The organism is Haloferax sp. S1W (assembly GCF_044593955.1).
Lineage (GTDB): Archaea > Halobacteriota > Halobacteria > Halobacteriales > Haloferacaceae > Haloferax.
Genome location: NZ_CP172595.1, coordinates 1271908 through 1286843, shown reverse-complemented (window position 1 = coordinate 1286843; position 14936 = coordinate 1271908). Strand labels below are relative to the sequence as shown.

Here is a 14936-nt window from a genome sequence, read left to right as displayed (position 1 = left end):
CCCATCGCCACGGCGGACGAAAATCAATACAGTGACTGAGAATTTGGCAACTCAGTAACCAACACATTGACAAGCCGTGCGCACCGATAAATTTCTATCTATGGAGTCTGACAGGACCCTCTCTGCACTGGGAAACGAGTACAACCCTGATATCCTCCGGGCCGCCGATGAACCCCACTCGGCACAAGAGTTCAGTGAGATGCTCGACATTCCTATCGCAACCTGCTACCGCCGTATCGAGGAACTCACGGCGGCGGGATTACTCGAACTCCACGACCGGGTTCTTTCCGACGAACATCGGCGCACGAACGTGTACCGGCGGGAGGTCGACGAGGTCGTCGTTCGGTTCGACGGCGACGATTACACGGTGAGCGTCACCGAGCGTCCCGAAGTCAAAAATAAGTTGGACGACGTGTGGCGTAAGATCACCCAGGACTGAGCGATTTCCTGACTCCGTACTCCTTGTACCCCTAGAAACCTTGTACCCCTAGGAAGTGACACTGGCACACACTTGTCACAGCCACGTGCGCGTGTGTACGAAGGATTGGTAATTATACGGAGACCAAATACCGATATCAGTTCTGATATTGGGGGCCGTAGCGTTATGTACCACGTGTCCAAGTGATGGGACGAAGGTCATCTCTCTCGTGCGAGGGAGGGACCGCCCACGACAACCCATGTTCGAAAATATCACTGAAGACCGGGGTCAGGTCGGTATCGGGACCCTCATCGTCTTCATCGCGATGGTTCTGGTCGCCGCAATCGCGGCGGGTGTCCTCGTGAACACGGCTGGCTTCCTGCAAGCCACCGCCGAGGACGCCGGACAGCAATCTGTGAATAAGGTCACCAACCGCGTTGACGTTGTCAGCGCTCACGGTATCGTGAACGCCAGCGACCCGAAGACGGTCGACAACGTGAACCTGACCGTTCGTCTCGCGGCTGGTTCTGGTTCAGTCTCACTGAACAACACGAGTATCAAGTACCTCAGCGCTGACACGGCGACGACGCTCACCAACAACAACTCGGTGACTGCAGACAACATCGACTGGACGAACGCGTCGCCCAGTGAGTTCGCAGTCAGCAAAATCGCCGACGACGACACGTCGTTCCCGATTCTCAACGGTCAGGCCGACCGCTTCGAGATTGTCATCAACACGTCCGTTGTTGAAGGTAGCTCGAAGAACGGTCTCCAGACCGGCGAATCTGTCACGCTCGAAATCACGTCCCGCAACGGCGGTACGTCGCAGGTCATCCTGACCATGCCGCAGCAGCTGGCTGGTAAGTCTGACGGCGACCCGGTTGCACTCTAAGGAGTATTAATGTTCGAAAACATCACTAACGACAAGCGCGGTCAGGTCGGTATCGGTACGCTCATCGTCTTCATCGCGATGGTCCTCGTCGCGGCCATCGCGGCCGGTGTGCTCGTCAACACTGCAGGCTTCCTGCAGGCGACGGCGGAGGATGCTGGTCAGCAGTCCGTCGACAAGGTCACGAACCGCGTCGAGGTCCTCAACAGCCACGGTGTGGTCGGCAACAACAGCACGATCAAGTACATCAACATGTCCGTTCGTCTCGCCGCTGGCTCCAGCAGCGTCGACATGAACGAGACCTCCATCAAGTACCTCAGTGGTTCCGAGGTCCAGCAACTCACGAACAACTCCTCGGCGAGCCCCCTCGCCAACGGTTCGAAGTTCAGGCTCAACGAGATCACCGACGACGACGGTTCGTTCGGTGTCCTCAACAGCATGAGTGACCGCTACGAGGTCGTCATCAACGCAGGTGCTATCGAAACGGGCACGTACAACGATGCGAACGACGGTCTCGCAACTGGTGAAACGGTTCGCCTCGAGATCACCTCGCGCACCGGCGGCACCACGACGGTCATCCTGACCATGCCGCAGCAACTGGCTGGCAAGAATACTGACAAGCCGGTCCAGCTCTAAGCGCGACCACTACTTCCGATCGAACTTTTCTCATCTTTCACGTCGACGAGCGACAGCTATCGCACCTAGCTACCGTGAAGAGCGACAGCTATTGCTCACATCTACTGTGAAAAGCAACAGCTATCGTCGTCTGACGGCGTGAGAGGCAGATAAAAAGAGAGACGAGCGGTACTACTCGGTTTCTTCGCCGAACCACGGCGGAGACTCTCCGACCATCGAGAAGCCCGCCGCTTGTTCGTATATCTTGATACCACCGTGAGAGATTTCGAGGGGGAACATCGAGTTTTTGATGCTCTGTTTGCGCATCTTCGCGACCCAGACGTATCGGTTGCTCGTCGCACCGGCGGGACTCTGGATGAGGTAGATGTTCCCGTCAGTGAGGAAGTTCTCGAGGCCGATGTCCGTCTCGGGGAAGATGGCCGACTGTTCGGTCGTCAGAAGCGACGTGAGGCCGCTGTCTTTCAGGATATCGATGAACTTCAAGAGGTACTGACGCTGGTCCTTTTCGTCCTCGAAGAACAGCTGGAACATCGTAAGCGAGTCCAGCACGAGGCGGTCGTAGTTCGTATCTCTGAGGTCGTCGAGGATGCGGTCGAGCGTCGAAGAGAAGTCACCGTCACGGAGAAGCGCGTGCTTGTCGTAGACGATTATGTCGCCGTTTTCGACGTACTCGTGCCACCGGTCGAAGCCGATGGACTCCGCCGCCTCGCGGATGTCGTCTTCTGTCTCTTCGAACGTGAGGTAGATACCGCCTTCCTCGAACTGGTCGACGCCGTTGTACAGATACTGCAGACCGAGGATACTCTTCCCAGTCCCTGGGTTGCCGCTGATGAGCACTGCGGCGTTTTTCACAATCCCGCCATTCAGGATGGAGTCAAGTCCTTCGACACCGGTTTTGACTAGTTCTGTCATGGTTTCGATGAAGCGAGTTCTGGTTGTCGAACGACCATCTGTGCCGACGCCGGATAATTCTTCTCACCGTTTGTTCCTATGCCACAGGATTTATTACGAGTTAGATAAGACGAAAATACATACGACCAGAATATCTCGAATGATAACGGGACGGGAACTTTCTTGTACCAACTCTCGTAGATTGGACTAATGTTACCTGCTCCCCCGAGTGTGTCGGACCGTCCCGGCCTGTCCGACAGCCGGAAGGGTGACAGTTCCCTGCTGGTACGGGTCACCCAGCCGCGAACGCGGAGTGCGGATTCCATCCATGATGGAATGGATGGATGGCCAAGACGAGGCCAACGCCGGGGACCAAACGGACACCGAAGAGGAAACTATGTCATCAGATGACGGACTTGGATTCGAGGAGGATATCGACGATCTCTCCGACGAGTTTGGTGACTTCGGCGACGACCTCGACGACGGATTCGGCGACGACGATTTCGGCGGATTCGACGACGATAGCAACGAGGAAATCGCAGAGCTCGAGGACCGAATCGGCGAACTCGAGAACGAAGTAAGCGCCATCTCGTCCGGGATGAATACGGTTCGCGAAGAGAACAAACAAATCGGCGAAACCGTCGAGGAGCTGGATGATACCATCCGAAAGCTCCTCGACATCTATGAGATGGTCACTCGCGGCATCAACCCGTTCGTCGACGACGCCCGGGAGATGGGCGGACTCGACGCAGGCGGGGCATTCGGTCTGTTCGAGGCCGACGAGGAAGACGACGAGCACCTCGACCCCGAAGTCGCAAGTGCCGACGCCGAGACGTTCTTCGACGACGACTTCGGCGAACTCGACGCCGAGGCCGGTCAGGAAGAAGCCGAACGCGCCGCAGAGGACGAACTCGCCGAGGCTGAGCGGATGAGTCCGGCAGAAGCCCTCGAAGACGGTGCGATGGGCGGCGGTATGCCCGAAGACGAGGACGAGGACGAGAGCGACGATAGCGGCGGTGCGGGCGGCGCAAGCTTCGACGAACTCAAGCAGCAGTACGAAGAGGAAGGCAGCTGGGACGAGGAAGAAGCGGAAGAAGAAGCGGAAGACGAACTCGACGAGGCGGACGAGCCAGAACTCGACGAAGTCGAGGACGACCCCGTCGAAGAGGAACTCCTCGAAGAAGAGTCGGAACCGGACGAAGACGACACCGTCGAGGCGGAACCAGAACCCGAGGCGGACGAGTCAGAACTCGACGAAGTCGAGAACGAACCCCTCGAAGACGAGGCGGACGAAGACGACACCGTCGACGACGTGGAGAAGACGCTCGACGAACTGGAAGCCGAGTACGCTTCGGCCGCGATGGCGAAAGAGGAACTGTCCGCCGAGCCAGAACCGGAACCAGAACCAGCGCACGCATCCGAGACGGAGGCGGTGGCGGACTCAAACGCCTACCTCACTCGCCTGCCGGCGAATTACGTCTCAGAAGTGCTCGTGCTCGAATGGGTCGAGACCCTCGTCACCGCAGGTGGTGCACTCGGGGCCTCGCGCGCGCTTCGCCAGTACCGGGAGCAGGACTGGATTTCGCGCCCCGTCGAGAACGAACTCAACGCGCACGTTGCCCAACTCGCCGCGTCGATAGACGACGTCGACGACAACGAACTACACATCGACGACCACCAGACGAGTCTCACCTACATCAACCGACTCGCCGAAGACGTTCCAGATAGACAGCTGTTCGAAGAGTTGGTCGCCTACGGAGGGGGTCTGGATGGGATTCGGTGTTAGCGGGTCGACGGCGATTATCTTCCTCGGTGTCCTCATCGCGACGGGGACGCTCTACACAGCGACATCCAACGCCGCCGAGAACGTTCTGGACGCCCGCGATGCGGAGTCCGAGCGTGCCCTCGAGCGGACGAATACGGAGATAACCATCGCAAATGCGACGTACAACTCCACCAGTGACGTGCTTTCGGTGAACGTCACGAACACAGGTGCGACGACGCTCGAAGTCGACGAGACGACGTTACTTGTCGATAACGCGTACACGGCCCCCGGAAGCACCAGCGTCGACGGAGATACGACGACGAATCTGTGGTACGCCGGACAGAACCTCACGATGAATTACACGACAACGACGACTCCATCTCGCGTGAAAGTTGTCACCAGTACTGGCGTGGCCGCGACGAACGAAACGGTGGTGGTGAGCTAGATGGCCGACATCTCCGTGCCGAGTCTCATCTTGTTCATCGCCAGTATCGTCGTCGCAGCCGGTGTCGCCGGTGTGCTTATCGATACTGTCACCGGAATCAGTAGCTCGGTCGACGAGCGCGGCGGCGACGTGAGCACAGACATCCGGACCGACATCGAAGTCATAAGCGACCCGGAGGGCGGCGGTCTCTACGACGACGCCAACGACAACCTCTCGGTGTACATCAAGAACACCGGACTTCGGACGCTCCCCGCGAGCAGCGGTGGCTTCGACGTTATCGTGGATGCACAGTACCAGACCAACGTCACTGTCACGGTGGTCGACGGGAGCGAGTGGCGGCCGAGCAACGTGGTGCGAGTCGATATCGGCGTCGCACTCAACTCGGGCGACCACCGGCTGAAGGTCGTCGTCGACGGTGACGAGGAGGTGTTTGAATTCCGAACATGAGCAGTAATCAATTCTCTCTCGGACTGAACGAACACGACCGTCTCGAAAAGGAACTTGGCGGCGGCATTCCGAGCGGTGCAATCGTCCTCATCGAGGGCGACTACGGTGCCGGAAAGAGTGTCCTGTCACAGCGATTCAGCTACGGCTTCTGCCAGGAGGATGCCGTCGTGACGCTCATCTCGACCGAGTTGGGCGTCCGCGGGTTCCTCGACCAGATGCACTCGCTGTCGTACGACATCGTCAAGCACCTGCTGAACGAGCAAATCGTGTTCCTGCAGGCCGAAATCGACAGCGGCGGAACGCTCTCCGGCAACAGTAACAAAGAGCGCAAGCAGCTCCTTCGGCGTCTCATGGACGCCGAAACCATGTGGGAAGCGGATGTCATCATCATCGACACGTTCGATGCGATTCTCCGCAACGACCCACAGTTCGAAGCGCTGGTCCGGCAGAACGAAGAGCGACAGGCAGCCCTCGAAATCATCTCCTTCTTCCGGGAGTTGACGACGAAGGGCAAGACCATCATCCTCACTGTCGACCCCTCGTCTGTGGACGACAGTTCGATTGGACCGTTCCGGTCTATCGCCGACGTGTACTTCGAACTCGAGATGGTCGAGGTCGGAAACGACGTGCGCCGGAACATCTTCGTGAAGCGCTTTGCGGGGATGGGACAGCAGGTCGGTGATCGGGTCGGTTTCTCCGTCCGGTCCGGCATCGGTATCGTCATCGAATCGAGGAGTGTTGCATAAATGGCGACTGAACACGGCTCTGCCAAACTCTCGGACGACCTCAAGCGCCTGGCCATGCAGTGGCCGCACCTGCGGGACCACCTGAAGCGGTTCCGTCAGATTACGGGCGAATTCCCCATGCTCGTCGACGAGCCGGGCGATTACGAGTCCCGGCGCCCCAACATTCTCTACCCTCTCGGTGGGCCCGTGTTCTGCCAGATATACGGGAACTTCGGTGAGACGACGAAGTACTACACCATCGAACCCGAGATGGAAGAAGAAGAGTTGGACCTTTTCAACCGGGTCAAGGACAAACTCCTCGAGCGCAGTGTGTCGAAACCGGCACCCGAGGAGACCGCAGACTACGAAGAGCGAATCGACGAACTCCTCCAGGAAATCGTCCACATCGAGGGCGAAGACCGCGGGCCGCTCGGGGCCGTGGCGAAGCGCCTCGACGTTGGTGGCATCGAAGTCTCCGAGCACACCTACGACAAGATTCGGTACCGCCTCGTCCGCGACATCGTCGGTCTCGGTCCGCTCGAACCCATCATGCGCGACCCGGAGAACGAGGACATTCACGTCATCGGGCCCCGTCAGGTCGACGTTGACCACGGGACGTTCGGATTGCTCGAGACCAGCGTCGAGTTCGACAACAACGAACAGTTCGACAACTGGCTTCGCAACATGGGTGAACGGATGGGTGACCCCGTCTCCGACGCCCACCCCATCGTCGACTCGACGCTCCCCGACGGGTCGCGTATCAACATCATCTACTCCGACGACGTGTCGCTGAAGGGGTCGTCGCTCACCATCCGTCAGGGTGACGACATCCCGCTTTCGGTCTTCCAGATTGCGAAGTGGGGTACGCTCTCGCCCGAACTGGCGGCGTACCTCTGGATTGCGCTGGAGAACGAGCGCACGGTGTTCGTGGTCGGCGAGACGGCGTCGGGGAAGACGACGACGCTCAACGCCATCCTCTCGTTCATCCCGCAGGACTCGAAGATATACACCGCAGAGGACACTGCGGAAGTGCTGCCGCCGCACGACACGTGGCAGCAACTCCTCACGCGTGAGGGGCGTGGCTCGGACTCCGAAGTCGACATGTTCGACCTCGTGGCCGCGGCACTGCGTTCCCGCCCCGACTACATCATCGTGGGGGAGGTCCGTGGCGAAGAGGGTCGGATGGCGTTCCAGGCGGCACAGACCGGTCACCCGGTTATGCTGACGTTCCACGCTTCCGACATCGTCTCGATGATTCAGCGTTTCACTGGTGACCCCATCAACGTCCCAGAGACGTTCATGAGTAACTGCGACATCGCGCTCTTCCAAAACCGGGTCAAGCGCGGTGACCAGATTCTCCGGCGCGTGACGAGTGTCCAAGAAATCGAAGGATACTCCAAGGAGATGGGTGGTGTGGTTACTCGTGAGACGTTCTACTGGGACCCCGTCAACGACAACATCGTCTTCCAGGGGATGAACAACTCCTTCATCATGGAGCAGAAGGTTGCGACGCTCCTGGGGTACGACGACACGCGGAAGATTTACGACGACATCAAGTTCCGGGCAGAACTCATCCGCCGGGCGATTCAGGAGAACGTCCTCGGATACCACGAAGTGAACGAACTCATCGAAGACTTCCAGCGCGACGGCGTGGAAGGGCTTCCATTCGACATGGCGAGGGTATAACGATATGGCAGAGGAGATGGGCGCGACGATGCAGGCGATTCAGGTCCGCGACTTCGTTCGCGACATCATCGAGTCGTACGAAAAGATGCCGATGGAGCTTCCTCGGTACATGCTTTTCGTCCTCGGGCCCGCAGTCGTGTTCTTCTTCCTCTCCATCGCAGGAGCGATTGCGCTCCCGCTTCCAATCCTCGTTCGTATTCCAATCTTCCTCCTCGGGTCACTGCTGCTCGGGGCCGCGGTGCTCTACCCACGTCTGCTCGTCGAGCAGACTCGCCGTGGTCTCGAAAACCAACTGCACCTACTTATCACCCACATGACGGTGCTTTCGACGACCAACATCGACCGTGTGGCTGTCTTCCGCACGCTCGCGCGCGAAGAAGAATACGGTGAGTTGGCGACCGAGATGAACCGTATCGTCCAACTCGTCGACGCGTGGAACCAGTCGCTCGACGACGCGTGTCAGCGGCGGGCGCGAGAGGTTCCGTCGAAGCCGTTGGCGGACTTCCTCGACCGGTTGGCGTACTCCATCAACGCCGGTCAGAGCATCGACGACTTCCTGCTCGGTGAGCAGAACGCGATGATTCAAAAGTACATCACGGTCTACGAGAGCGCACTCGGGAACCTCGAGGTCATGAAGGACCTCTATCTCTCGATGATTCTCTCGATGACCTTCGCGATCATCAACGCCATCGTGCTGCCTATCCTCACGGGGACGGACGCGACGATGACTATCGGTGCGGTCATCGTGCTTTTCGTCTTCGTGCAGTTGGGTTTCTACTTCGTCATCCGGACGATGTCGCCGTACGACCCGCTGTGGTACCAGCAAGGGGAGTACCGGACCAAGGCGGACCGACAGATAGACATCACGCTCTACGGGGCAGTCGGGCTCTCGATTACGATGGTGCTCGCCCTCGCGCTGGGGACGTTCAACCTCACCGTCGTCGGTGAGATTATCCGCCCAATCATGCTCGACCTCCCGATTCCGCTCCTCATCTCGACGCCGCTGACGCCGCTTGCGGTCCCGGGTATCGTCGCCCGGCGACACGAAAAGCGAATCAACGAGCGCGACGAGGAGTACCCGGGTTTCATCCGCGCGCTCGGTGCGTCCGAAACGGCGAAACAGAGTACGACGACCGACGTGTTAGAAACGCTCCGAAACAAGGACTTCGGCGTCCTCACGCGTGAAATCGACCGCCTGTACACCCGACTTCGGATGCGTCTCGACCCCGACCTCTCGTGGTTCTTCTTCACCGCGGAGTCGAGTTCCTACCTCATCCAGAAGTTCAGTGAGATGTACAACGCCGGTCGGTCAATGGGTGGGAAGCCGAAACAACTCGGCGAACTCATCAGCCGGAACATGGCAGAAGTCATCAAGCTTCGCCGCCAGCGCAAACAATCGACGGTGACGCTCATCGGTGTCCTCTACGGTATCACCGCGTCTGCGTCGTTCGCATTCTTCATCGGACTGGAAGTCGTCGAGATTCTCGCGTCGTTCTCGACGCAGATGAACCTCGACAGCCTCCAGTTCGGGACGCTCATCTATGCGGGGGTCTACGACGTCCCGTTCATCGAGTACATGCTCACGCTTATCATCCTGTTCAACGCACTGCTTTCATCGTTGATGATCCGGATGGTCGACGGCGGGCACAAAGCGAACGCGTACCTCCACTTCGTGATGCTCGTCTGGGTGGGCTCGCTGATGGCCGTTGCAACGTCGTCGCTCGCAGGAGCTCTGATTAGTGTATGACGGACAATCGAAGGCAGGCACGACAAGCAAACTCGGACGAATCGGACGACAAAATGGTCCAGAACGCGCGTTCGCGCGCGCCGGAAGGCGGGGATGTCGCAAAGAGCGACCTCCTTCAGGCGTATCGGCGCCAGAAGTCTGAACCCGAGGACAACGAACAAAACAATCAAGAAAAGCAACGGGGACGGCCGAAGCGAACGTCGACCGGCGAATCTATCGTCGTCGACTTCGTCGCGAACTTCGTCGCCGGTGGGAACGCCTCGTTCGAACCGGTCAAAGGCCGGGTGTTGATGAGCGAACGGCGACTCATTCTCGCAACCTCGGAGGCCAAGACGAACATCCCCATCACCTCTATCTTCGACATCGCCGTCGGGCAGGTCCCGAAAGAAGTCGAGGAGTTTTTCGACTACACGGTCATGGTCGGCTACACGAACGGCCGACACCGTCGCACGACGGTCATCGGTGGCGACAGAGACACCATCGAGAAGTTCTCACTCCTCTTGTTCCGTGCAGCGCTCAACGGGTCGCGGGCGATGGTCAGACATCCGGCCCGAGTCGGTGGGCGCGTCCTCGACACGGAGCGCAAGCCGACGGGACTGCACCTCGACTATGAGGCTGTGACCTTCCCCGACGAGGGCGGGGCGCTCTCGGAGAACGGAGAGCCCTTCCACATCGACCTCGCGAGCGTCATCTTCTTCGAGGTGTTGGAGCGAACCGTCGAAGACGAGACGCGACTTGTCCTCTCGGTCCAGCACGTCAAAGACGGCCAGACCGTCACGTCGGAAATTTCGCTCAGGTCGCGCCGGAAGATGAACATTCTCGGTCGGTACCTCCGACTGGTCTACCACTGGATCAAATCCGAGGTGCGCAACGTCGAAATTACCGAGGAGGGCCTCGAAGTACTGGTCGGTCTCTACTCCACAGGCGAGATGGCCGCGCAGGTGGACTTCAGCGAACTCCTCGACGTGGACCAGGGCGTCCTCGACGAGGAACTGGATAAACTCCACGACGAGAACCTCATCGACGACGACTCGCTTCCCGCCTCACTCACGCCGCAGGGGCGCTTCGTTGTGAACGAGGAAATCGAAGACGTGAACGTCTAACTGCCGTCACGTCCTGTCTTCTTTCGGCCTGTCTTCCGCCACAACGTATCCTTCCGTCACGACCCGCGTTTCTTCTATTGCGGCCCACGTGGGAGTCGTCACTCTCGTGGTCGTCATTCTGGTGTGGTCGTCATTCTGGTGTGGTCGCCACTCTCGGAATGCTCGCCACTCTCGGAATGGTCGTCACTCGCCGGTGACGGTGTGAAAAACGTGAAAAGCGAAGCGGTTACTGCTCGTTGATGGCGTCGGAAGCGATACTTCGACCGCGGGCGTTGAGTTGGACTTCGTGCCGAACACGAATCTCGTCGACGACGTTGTGGTCGATGAGTCGCTGAAAGAGTTCCTCGACTTCGTCAACGTCGAGGCCCAGGAAGTCTGGGATGTCGAACGGCGAGACCCCGGAGTACAAGGCGGTGAGAACCTGCTTGTCGGTCTCGCTCAGGTCGATAGAGGTCTCGGAGAGCTCTTCACCCTCGCGGAGGAGCGTATAGAGGAACGTGATTGCTCGTTCGGACCCGGAGATGTACGTCTGGAGACTCGTCCCCTCGTCGTCGGAGTGTTCGACTTCGATGACGCTCCGTGGTTGGTCGATGATGGTCCGTTCGCCGGTCTTGATATCCCCGATGTCGTCGAGGCGAATCTCGACGAACTTCCCGCCGACGGTTGCCATGCTCACCGCTTCTTCTTCGACCTTCAGCCGTGACTTCTCCCACTCGGTGTTCTGGACCACACCCCCGGCGACCGCCGGGTGGCGAGCGAGGAACTGTTCCGAGTTCAATAGTGCCCCGAAGAAATCCACCTCGAACTCGTCGTACTCGACGGGCGCGATGAGGACGACCCCGGAAGGGATGTGGAGACTGAAGTAATCCGAAACGGTTGCGATGCGCTGGTTCACGTCGAACCGGCCACCGAGTTTCTGGATGTTCGGGAGGAGTATCGTCCGCTTCCCACCGGTCCCCGCCAATATGAGTCGCTTGTTTGACAGGAGTATTCGACCACTCGTCCAGTTCACGTCGTGCATCTCCCGGCCGTCTTTTATCACCTGGAGGAAGCGGCCGCGCGTGTCTCCAAGTTTGTGTTCACCGGGTTTCATCGGTCACCTCTCCTGGTCGTCGTCTCGTGCGCGGTAGATGCGCAATCGTTTTTCTACCGGTTCGAACTGGCTTCGACAGCTCGGCGGAATCGTCTCCGTCATGCCAATCGTGAGGTAGCCGCCCGTTTGGAGTGCCGACCCGAGCGTCTCGAACACTGCACGTTTGGACTCGGAATTGATGTAGATAAAGAGGTTACGACAGACGACCAAATCGAACGTCCCCGGCGGGTCCTGTCGGATGAGGTCGTGTCGTCTGAACTCGACCATGTCGGTGACGGCGTCGCTCACACGGAACACGTCGTCGTCGCGCTCGACGTATCGTTCCCAGTGTCCGATGGGTTCGAGTTGCTCTGCGACGTCGTTCGTCTCCGAAGCACGGTATTCACCCGCTCTCGCCGCGCGGAGAATCTCGCGTTTGATGTCCGTGCCGGTGATTTCGATGCGACGCTCGTCTATCTGGTCGTCGTCGTGAGCGAGCATCCCGATGGAGTACGCCTCGCGGCCGTCCGAACAGGCGGCACTCCAGATTCGTATCGGGTCTCGTCGCCCACCCCGCTTGCTCAGTTGCCGGAGAACGTCTCTGAGCGCCTCCCAGACCTCCGGGTTCCGGAAGAAACTCGTCACGTTCACCGAAAGCGCATCGAGGAGTTCCTGTTGCTCCTCGTCGTCTTCCTGCAATAGCTCGTGGTATTCGTCGTAGTCGTCGACGCGTCGGCGTCGCATCCGTGCAGAGATGCGCCGGTCGAGGTAGGCGTCGTTGTACGAACTCGTCTGGAAGTGCAGCGAGTTCTCGACGTACGACAGGAGGCTGTCGAACGACGCGTCGTCGGCACGCGACGGAGCCATTAGTCCGCCGCCTCCTCGGAACTGGTGCCGGGGAGTTCACTCGGGTCGACTTCGTACATCGCTCGCTTGCCCTCGGAGGGCATCTCCAGCGTGGACACGTCGAGAATCGGGATGACGTTCCCGTCACCGATGACGGCCGTCCCCGAGAGTCCATCGACGCCCGAAAGCGGTCCCTGAAGCGGTGTCACGACGACTTCTTCCTGCTTCGTCACGCCGTCACAGTGCAGCGCGACCTGTCTGTCGTCGGGGCGGATACGGACGACCATCCCGCGGTCGGGGTCTGGCGAGTCGATTTCCAGCGCCTCGCGGAGACGGATGAGCGGGAAGATAGTGTCTTCGTGGACGATGACTTCCGCTCCGTTGACCGTCTGCACGCGGTCGCGGCGGCTGATTTCGTCGATGTACTTGATGGGGACGCCGAACTCACGGTCGTCGACCTGCACGAACAGGACCTTGATGATAGCGACCGAGACGGGGAGTCGAATCTTGACCGTACTCCCTTCGCCCGGTTCACTCTCGACCGACACCGACCCGTCGAGCGATTCGACCGTCGTCTTGACGACGTCCATCCCGACGCCGCGGCCGGACACGTCCGTAATCTCGTCGTTGGTCGACAGCCCGGGGTGGAAGATGTAGTCGTACACTTCCGAGTCGGGCAGCGCGTTCATCTCTTCGCGGGTTTCGACGCCCTCGGAGACGACTTTGTCTCGGACGGCGTCGGCGTTGATTCCGCTGCCGTCGTCTTCGACGGTCACGATGACCGTGTCGTGTTGCCGCCGGGCAGAGAGCTTGATAGTCCCCGTTCGCGACTTGCCGTTCGCCTCGCGCACGTCGGGTTCTTCGATGCCGTGGTCGACGGCGTTCCGAAGGACGTGCATCAGCGGGTCGGAGATTTCGTCGAGGATGGTGCGGTCGAGTTCGATATCCTCGCCCTCCACTTTGAACGAAACCCGCTTGTCCTGTTCGCGAGCGAGATCGCGAACCAGGCGCGGGAACTTGTCGAACACCTTCTTCAGCGGGATGAGCCGCATGTCCATGACGGTGTTCTGGAGGTTCGAGGAAATCTTGTCCAGTTCGTCGAGGGTGTCGAGCGCAGCGTGTTGCTCCTCGTCGATGGCGTTGCGGAGCTTGATTCGGCTCGTCACCAGTTGCTCGACGAGTTCGTGGAGTTCGTCGAGTTGGTCCACGTCGACACGAACCGACTTGACAGCGGAGATAGACCGCGTCTCTTCTTTCTTCTCTTTGGACTTCGAGGAGTCGTCGCGGTCCGATTTCGTCTCGGAGTCCGACGTGTCGTCGGGTTCGGACGACGGTTCCGATGCCGACTCGTCGTCAGCGTCGGTTTCGGCCGGGTCGGTGTTGTCGCCACCTTCGCCCGCTGCGGCTTCGTCTGCCGTCTCATCAGCTGCGTCGTCGTCCGCCGCGCTGTTCGCCGCGTCGCCACCAGCAACGTCAGTTGTGTCGGCAGCCTCGTCTTCGCCGCCGGTCTCGCCGTCGAACACTTCGGAAACGTCGGTCGCTTCGATGGTCGAGAGTTTCCAGAGACCCTGGAAATCGCTCTCGACGCTGTCCGGCGAGGAGTCCGCGATGAACAGGTCGAAACACGTGTCGAACTCGCCGTTTTCGATGGCGTCGCGTGGTGGGTTCATCCCCACGACAGCAATTTCCTCGGGGATACCGCTGAGGAAGATACCGGCGTCGACACCGGCCATGTCACCCGCATCGAGTTCGACGCGAGCGTGCGTCAGTCGTGCGGCATCGACAGTGTCCACATCGACGGTCTCGGCGGCGAGTGCGACGGCGTCGACTTCGATATCGTCGTCGGCGTCGTCAGTTGCCGCCGCGTTCGAGTTTCCCTCGTCCGCTCCCGATTCGACCGCCGCGCGAATCTCGTCGACCGTATCGGTCGGGTCGATGGTGGACTCGCCGTTTTCTTCGATGTCGTGGAGAATCTCGACGATGAGGTCCATGCCGTCGAAAACGAGGTCCATCCGCTCTGGAGTCACGTCGAGTCGCTCGTGGCGAATCTCGTCGAGGAGGTCCTCGACGGCGTGCGCGACCGTCGCGGCGTTGTCGAAGCCCATCGCGCCGAAGTTCCCCTTCAGCGTGTGGGCCTGCCGGAAGATGTCGTCTATCGCTTCCGTGTCGTCGGGGTTCGATTCGAGCGACAAGAGCGAGTTGTTCAACTGCGTGATGCTCTCTTCGCTTTCCGTGATGAATGCTTGGTAGAGTTCTTCGTCCATGG

Annotated in this window: 14 protein-coding genes; 10 read left to right on the top strand and 4 right to left on the bottom strand. The window is 59.5% G+C overall.

The features are described from left to right. The first annotated feature begins 100 nt into the window (after positions 1-100). From ACH9L7_RS06760 to ACH9L7_RS06750, 3 genes are all read left to right on the top strand, one after another. A complete protein-coding gene (locus tag ACH9L7_RS06760) occupies positions 101-439 on the top strand; it encodes an ArsR/SmtB family transcription factor (protein ID WP_396612959.1) in 339 nt (112 codons plus the stop codon). Positions 440-677: 238 nt separating this feature from the next. Then, positions 678-1310, top strand: coding sequence for an archaellin/type IV pilin N-terminal domain-containing protein (locus ACH9L7_RS06755; RefSeq protein WP_396612958.1), 633 nt, complete (start codon positions 678-680; stop codon positions 1308-1310). A 9-nt stretch (positions 1311-1319) separates the two neighbouring features. Then, on the top strand, positions 1320-1943 hold the full coding sequence (locus tag ACH9L7_RS06750; protein WP_396612957.1) for an archaellin/type IV pilin N-terminal domain-containing protein: 624 nt from the start codon (positions 1320-1322) through the stop codon (positions 1941-1943). A gap of 171 nt (positions 1944-2114) precedes the next feature. On the opposite strand, the gene ACH9L7_RS06745 is transcribed toward ACH9L7_RS06750, so the two are convergent. Continuing rightward, positions 2115-2855 carry an RAD55 family ATPase gene (locus ACH9L7_RS06745; RefSeq protein ID WP_396612956.1) on the bottom strand — a complete coding sequence of 247 codons (741 nt, stop codon included), beginning with the start codon at positions 2853-2855 and terminating at the stop codon, positions 2115-2117. 307 nt (positions 2856-3162) lie between these two features. Here ACH9L7_RS06745 and ACH9L7_RS06740 point away from each other — a divergent pair, with 307 nt between their 5' ends. The 7 genes from ACH9L7_RS06740 to ACH9L7_RS06710 are packed head-to-tail and all read left to right on the top strand — an operon-like array spanning position 3163 to position 10752. Further along, positions 3163-4620, top strand: coding sequence for a flagella accessory protein C (locus tag ACH9L7_RS06740; RefSeq protein ID WP_396612955.1), 1458 nt, complete (start codon positions 3163-3165; stop codon positions 4618-4620). Beyond that, entirely contained in the window at positions 4604-5044 is a 441-nt protein-coding gene (locus tag ACH9L7_RS06735) for a fla cluster protein FlaF (protein WP_396612954.1), read from the top strand. The genes ACH9L7_RS06740 and ACH9L7_RS06735 overlap by 17 nt, the downstream gene beginning before the upstream one ends. Next, a complete protein-coding gene (locus tag ACH9L7_RS06730; protein ID WP_396612953.1) occupies positions 5045-5491 on the top strand; it encodes a CARDB domain-containing protein in 447 nt (148 codons plus the stop codon). Then, the gene (locus ACH9L7_RS06725; protein WP_396612952.1) at positions 5488-6237 is read left to right on the top strand and encodes an ATPase domain-containing protein; all 750 of its coding nucleotides are present in this window, start codon (positions 5488-5490) and stop codon (positions 6235-6237) included. Before ACH9L7_RS06730 ends, ACH9L7_RS06725 begins: the two co-directional genes overlap by 4 nt. Then, a complete protein-coding gene (locus ACH9L7_RS06720; RefSeq protein WP_396612951.1) occupies positions 6238-7902 on the top strand; it encodes a type II/IV secretion system ATPase subunit in 1665 nt (554 codons plus the stop codon). A 4-nt stretch (positions 7903-7906) separates the two neighbouring features. Continuing rightward, entirely contained in the window at positions 7907-9649 is a 1743-nt protein-coding gene (flaJ, locus tag ACH9L7_RS06715) for an archaellar assembly protein FlaJ (RefSeq protein WP_396612950.1), read from the top strand. Positions 9650-9702: 53 nt separating this feature from the next. Continuing rightward, a complete protein-coding gene (locus tag ACH9L7_RS06710; protein ID WP_396612949.1) occupies positions 9703-10752 on the top strand; it encodes a CheF family chemotaxis protein in 1050 nt (349 codons plus the stop codon). 226 nt (positions 10753-10978) lie between these two features. Here ACH9L7_RS06710 and ACH9L7_RS06705 read toward each other — a convergent pair whose 3' ends face one another. Genes ACH9L7_RS06705 through ACH9L7_RS06695 form a run of 3 tightly spaced genes read right to left on the bottom strand, consistent with a single transcriptional unit; the run spans position 10979 to position 14934 of the window. After that, positions 10979-11845 (bottom strand): CheF family chemotaxis protein, encoded by an 867-nt coding sequence (locus tag ACH9L7_RS06705; RefSeq protein ID WP_396612948.1) that lies wholly within the window; start codon positions 11843-11845, stop codon positions 10979-10981. A gap of 3 nt (positions 11846-11848) precedes the next feature. Then, complete coding sequence (locus tag ACH9L7_RS06700) at positions 11849-12691, bottom strand: CheR family methyltransferase (protein ID WP_396612947.1); 843 nt, start codon at positions 12689-12691, stop codon at positions 11849-11851. Beyond that, a complete protein-coding gene (locus tag ACH9L7_RS06695; protein ID WP_396612946.1) occupies positions 12691-14934 on the bottom strand; it encodes a chemotaxis protein CheW in 2244 nt (747 codons plus the stop codon). Before ACH9L7_RS06695 ends, ACH9L7_RS06700 begins: the two co-directional genes overlap by 1 nt. Positions 14935-14936 lie beyond the last annotated feature (2 nt).

Bases quoted from the DNA above. Each gene is read 5' to 3' on its own strand.
- flaJ (WP_396612950.1), top strand. From the start codon at position 7,907: ATGGCAGAGGAGATGGGCGCGACGATGCAGGCGATTCAGGTCCGCGAC.
- ACH9L7_RS06725 (WP_396612952.1), top strand. From the start codon at position 5,488: ATGAGCAGTAATCAATTCTCTCTCGGACTGAACGAACACGACCGTCTC.
- ACH9L7_RS06755 (WP_396612958.1), top strand. From the start codon at position 678: ATGTTCGAAAATATCACTGAAGACCGGGGTCAGGTCGGTATCGGGACC.
- ACH9L7_RS06760 (WP_396612959.1), top strand. From the start codon at position 101: ATGGAGTCTGACAGGACCCTCTCTGCACTGGGAAACGAGTACAACCCT.
- ACH9L7_RS06710 (WP_396612949.1), top strand. From the start codon at position 9,703: ATGGTCCAGAACGCGCGTTCGCGCGCGCCGGAAGGCGGGGATGTCGCA.
- ACH9L7_RS06740 (WP_396612955.1), top strand. From the start codon at position 3,163: ATGATGGAATGGATGGATGGCCAAGACGAGGCCAACGCCGGGGACCAA.
- ACH9L7_RS06720 (WP_396612951.1), top strand. From the start codon at position 6,238: ATGGCGACTGAACACGGCTCTGCCAAACTCTCGGACGACCTCAAGCGC.
- ACH9L7_RS06700 (WP_396612947.1), bottom strand. From the start codon at position 12,691: ATGGCTCCGTCGCGTGCCGACGACGCGTCGTTCGACAGCCTCCTGTCG.
- ACH9L7_RS06735 (WP_396612954.1), top strand. From the start codon at position 4,604: ATGGGATTCGGTGTTAGCGGGTCGACGGCGATTATCTTCCTCGGTGTC.
- ACH9L7_RS06750 (WP_396612957.1), top strand. From the start codon at position 1,320: ATGTTCGAAAACATCACTAACGACAAGCGCGGTCAGGTCGGTATCGGT.
- ACH9L7_RS06705 (WP_396612948.1), bottom strand. From the start codon at position 11,845: ATGAAACCCGGTGAACACAAACTTGGAGACACGCGCGGCCGCTTCCTC.
- ACH9L7_RS06745 (WP_396612956.1), bottom strand. From the start codon at position 2,855: ATGACAGAACTAGTCAAAACCGGTGTCGAAGGACTTGACTCCATCCTG.
- ACH9L7_RS06695 (WP_396612946.1), bottom strand. From the start codon at position 14,934: ATGGACGAAGAACTCTACCAAGCATTCATCACGGAAAGCGAAGAGAGC.
- ACH9L7_RS06730 (WP_396612953.1), top strand. From the start codon at position 5,045: ATGGCCGACATCTCCGTGCCGAGTCTCATCTTGTTCATCGCCAGTATC.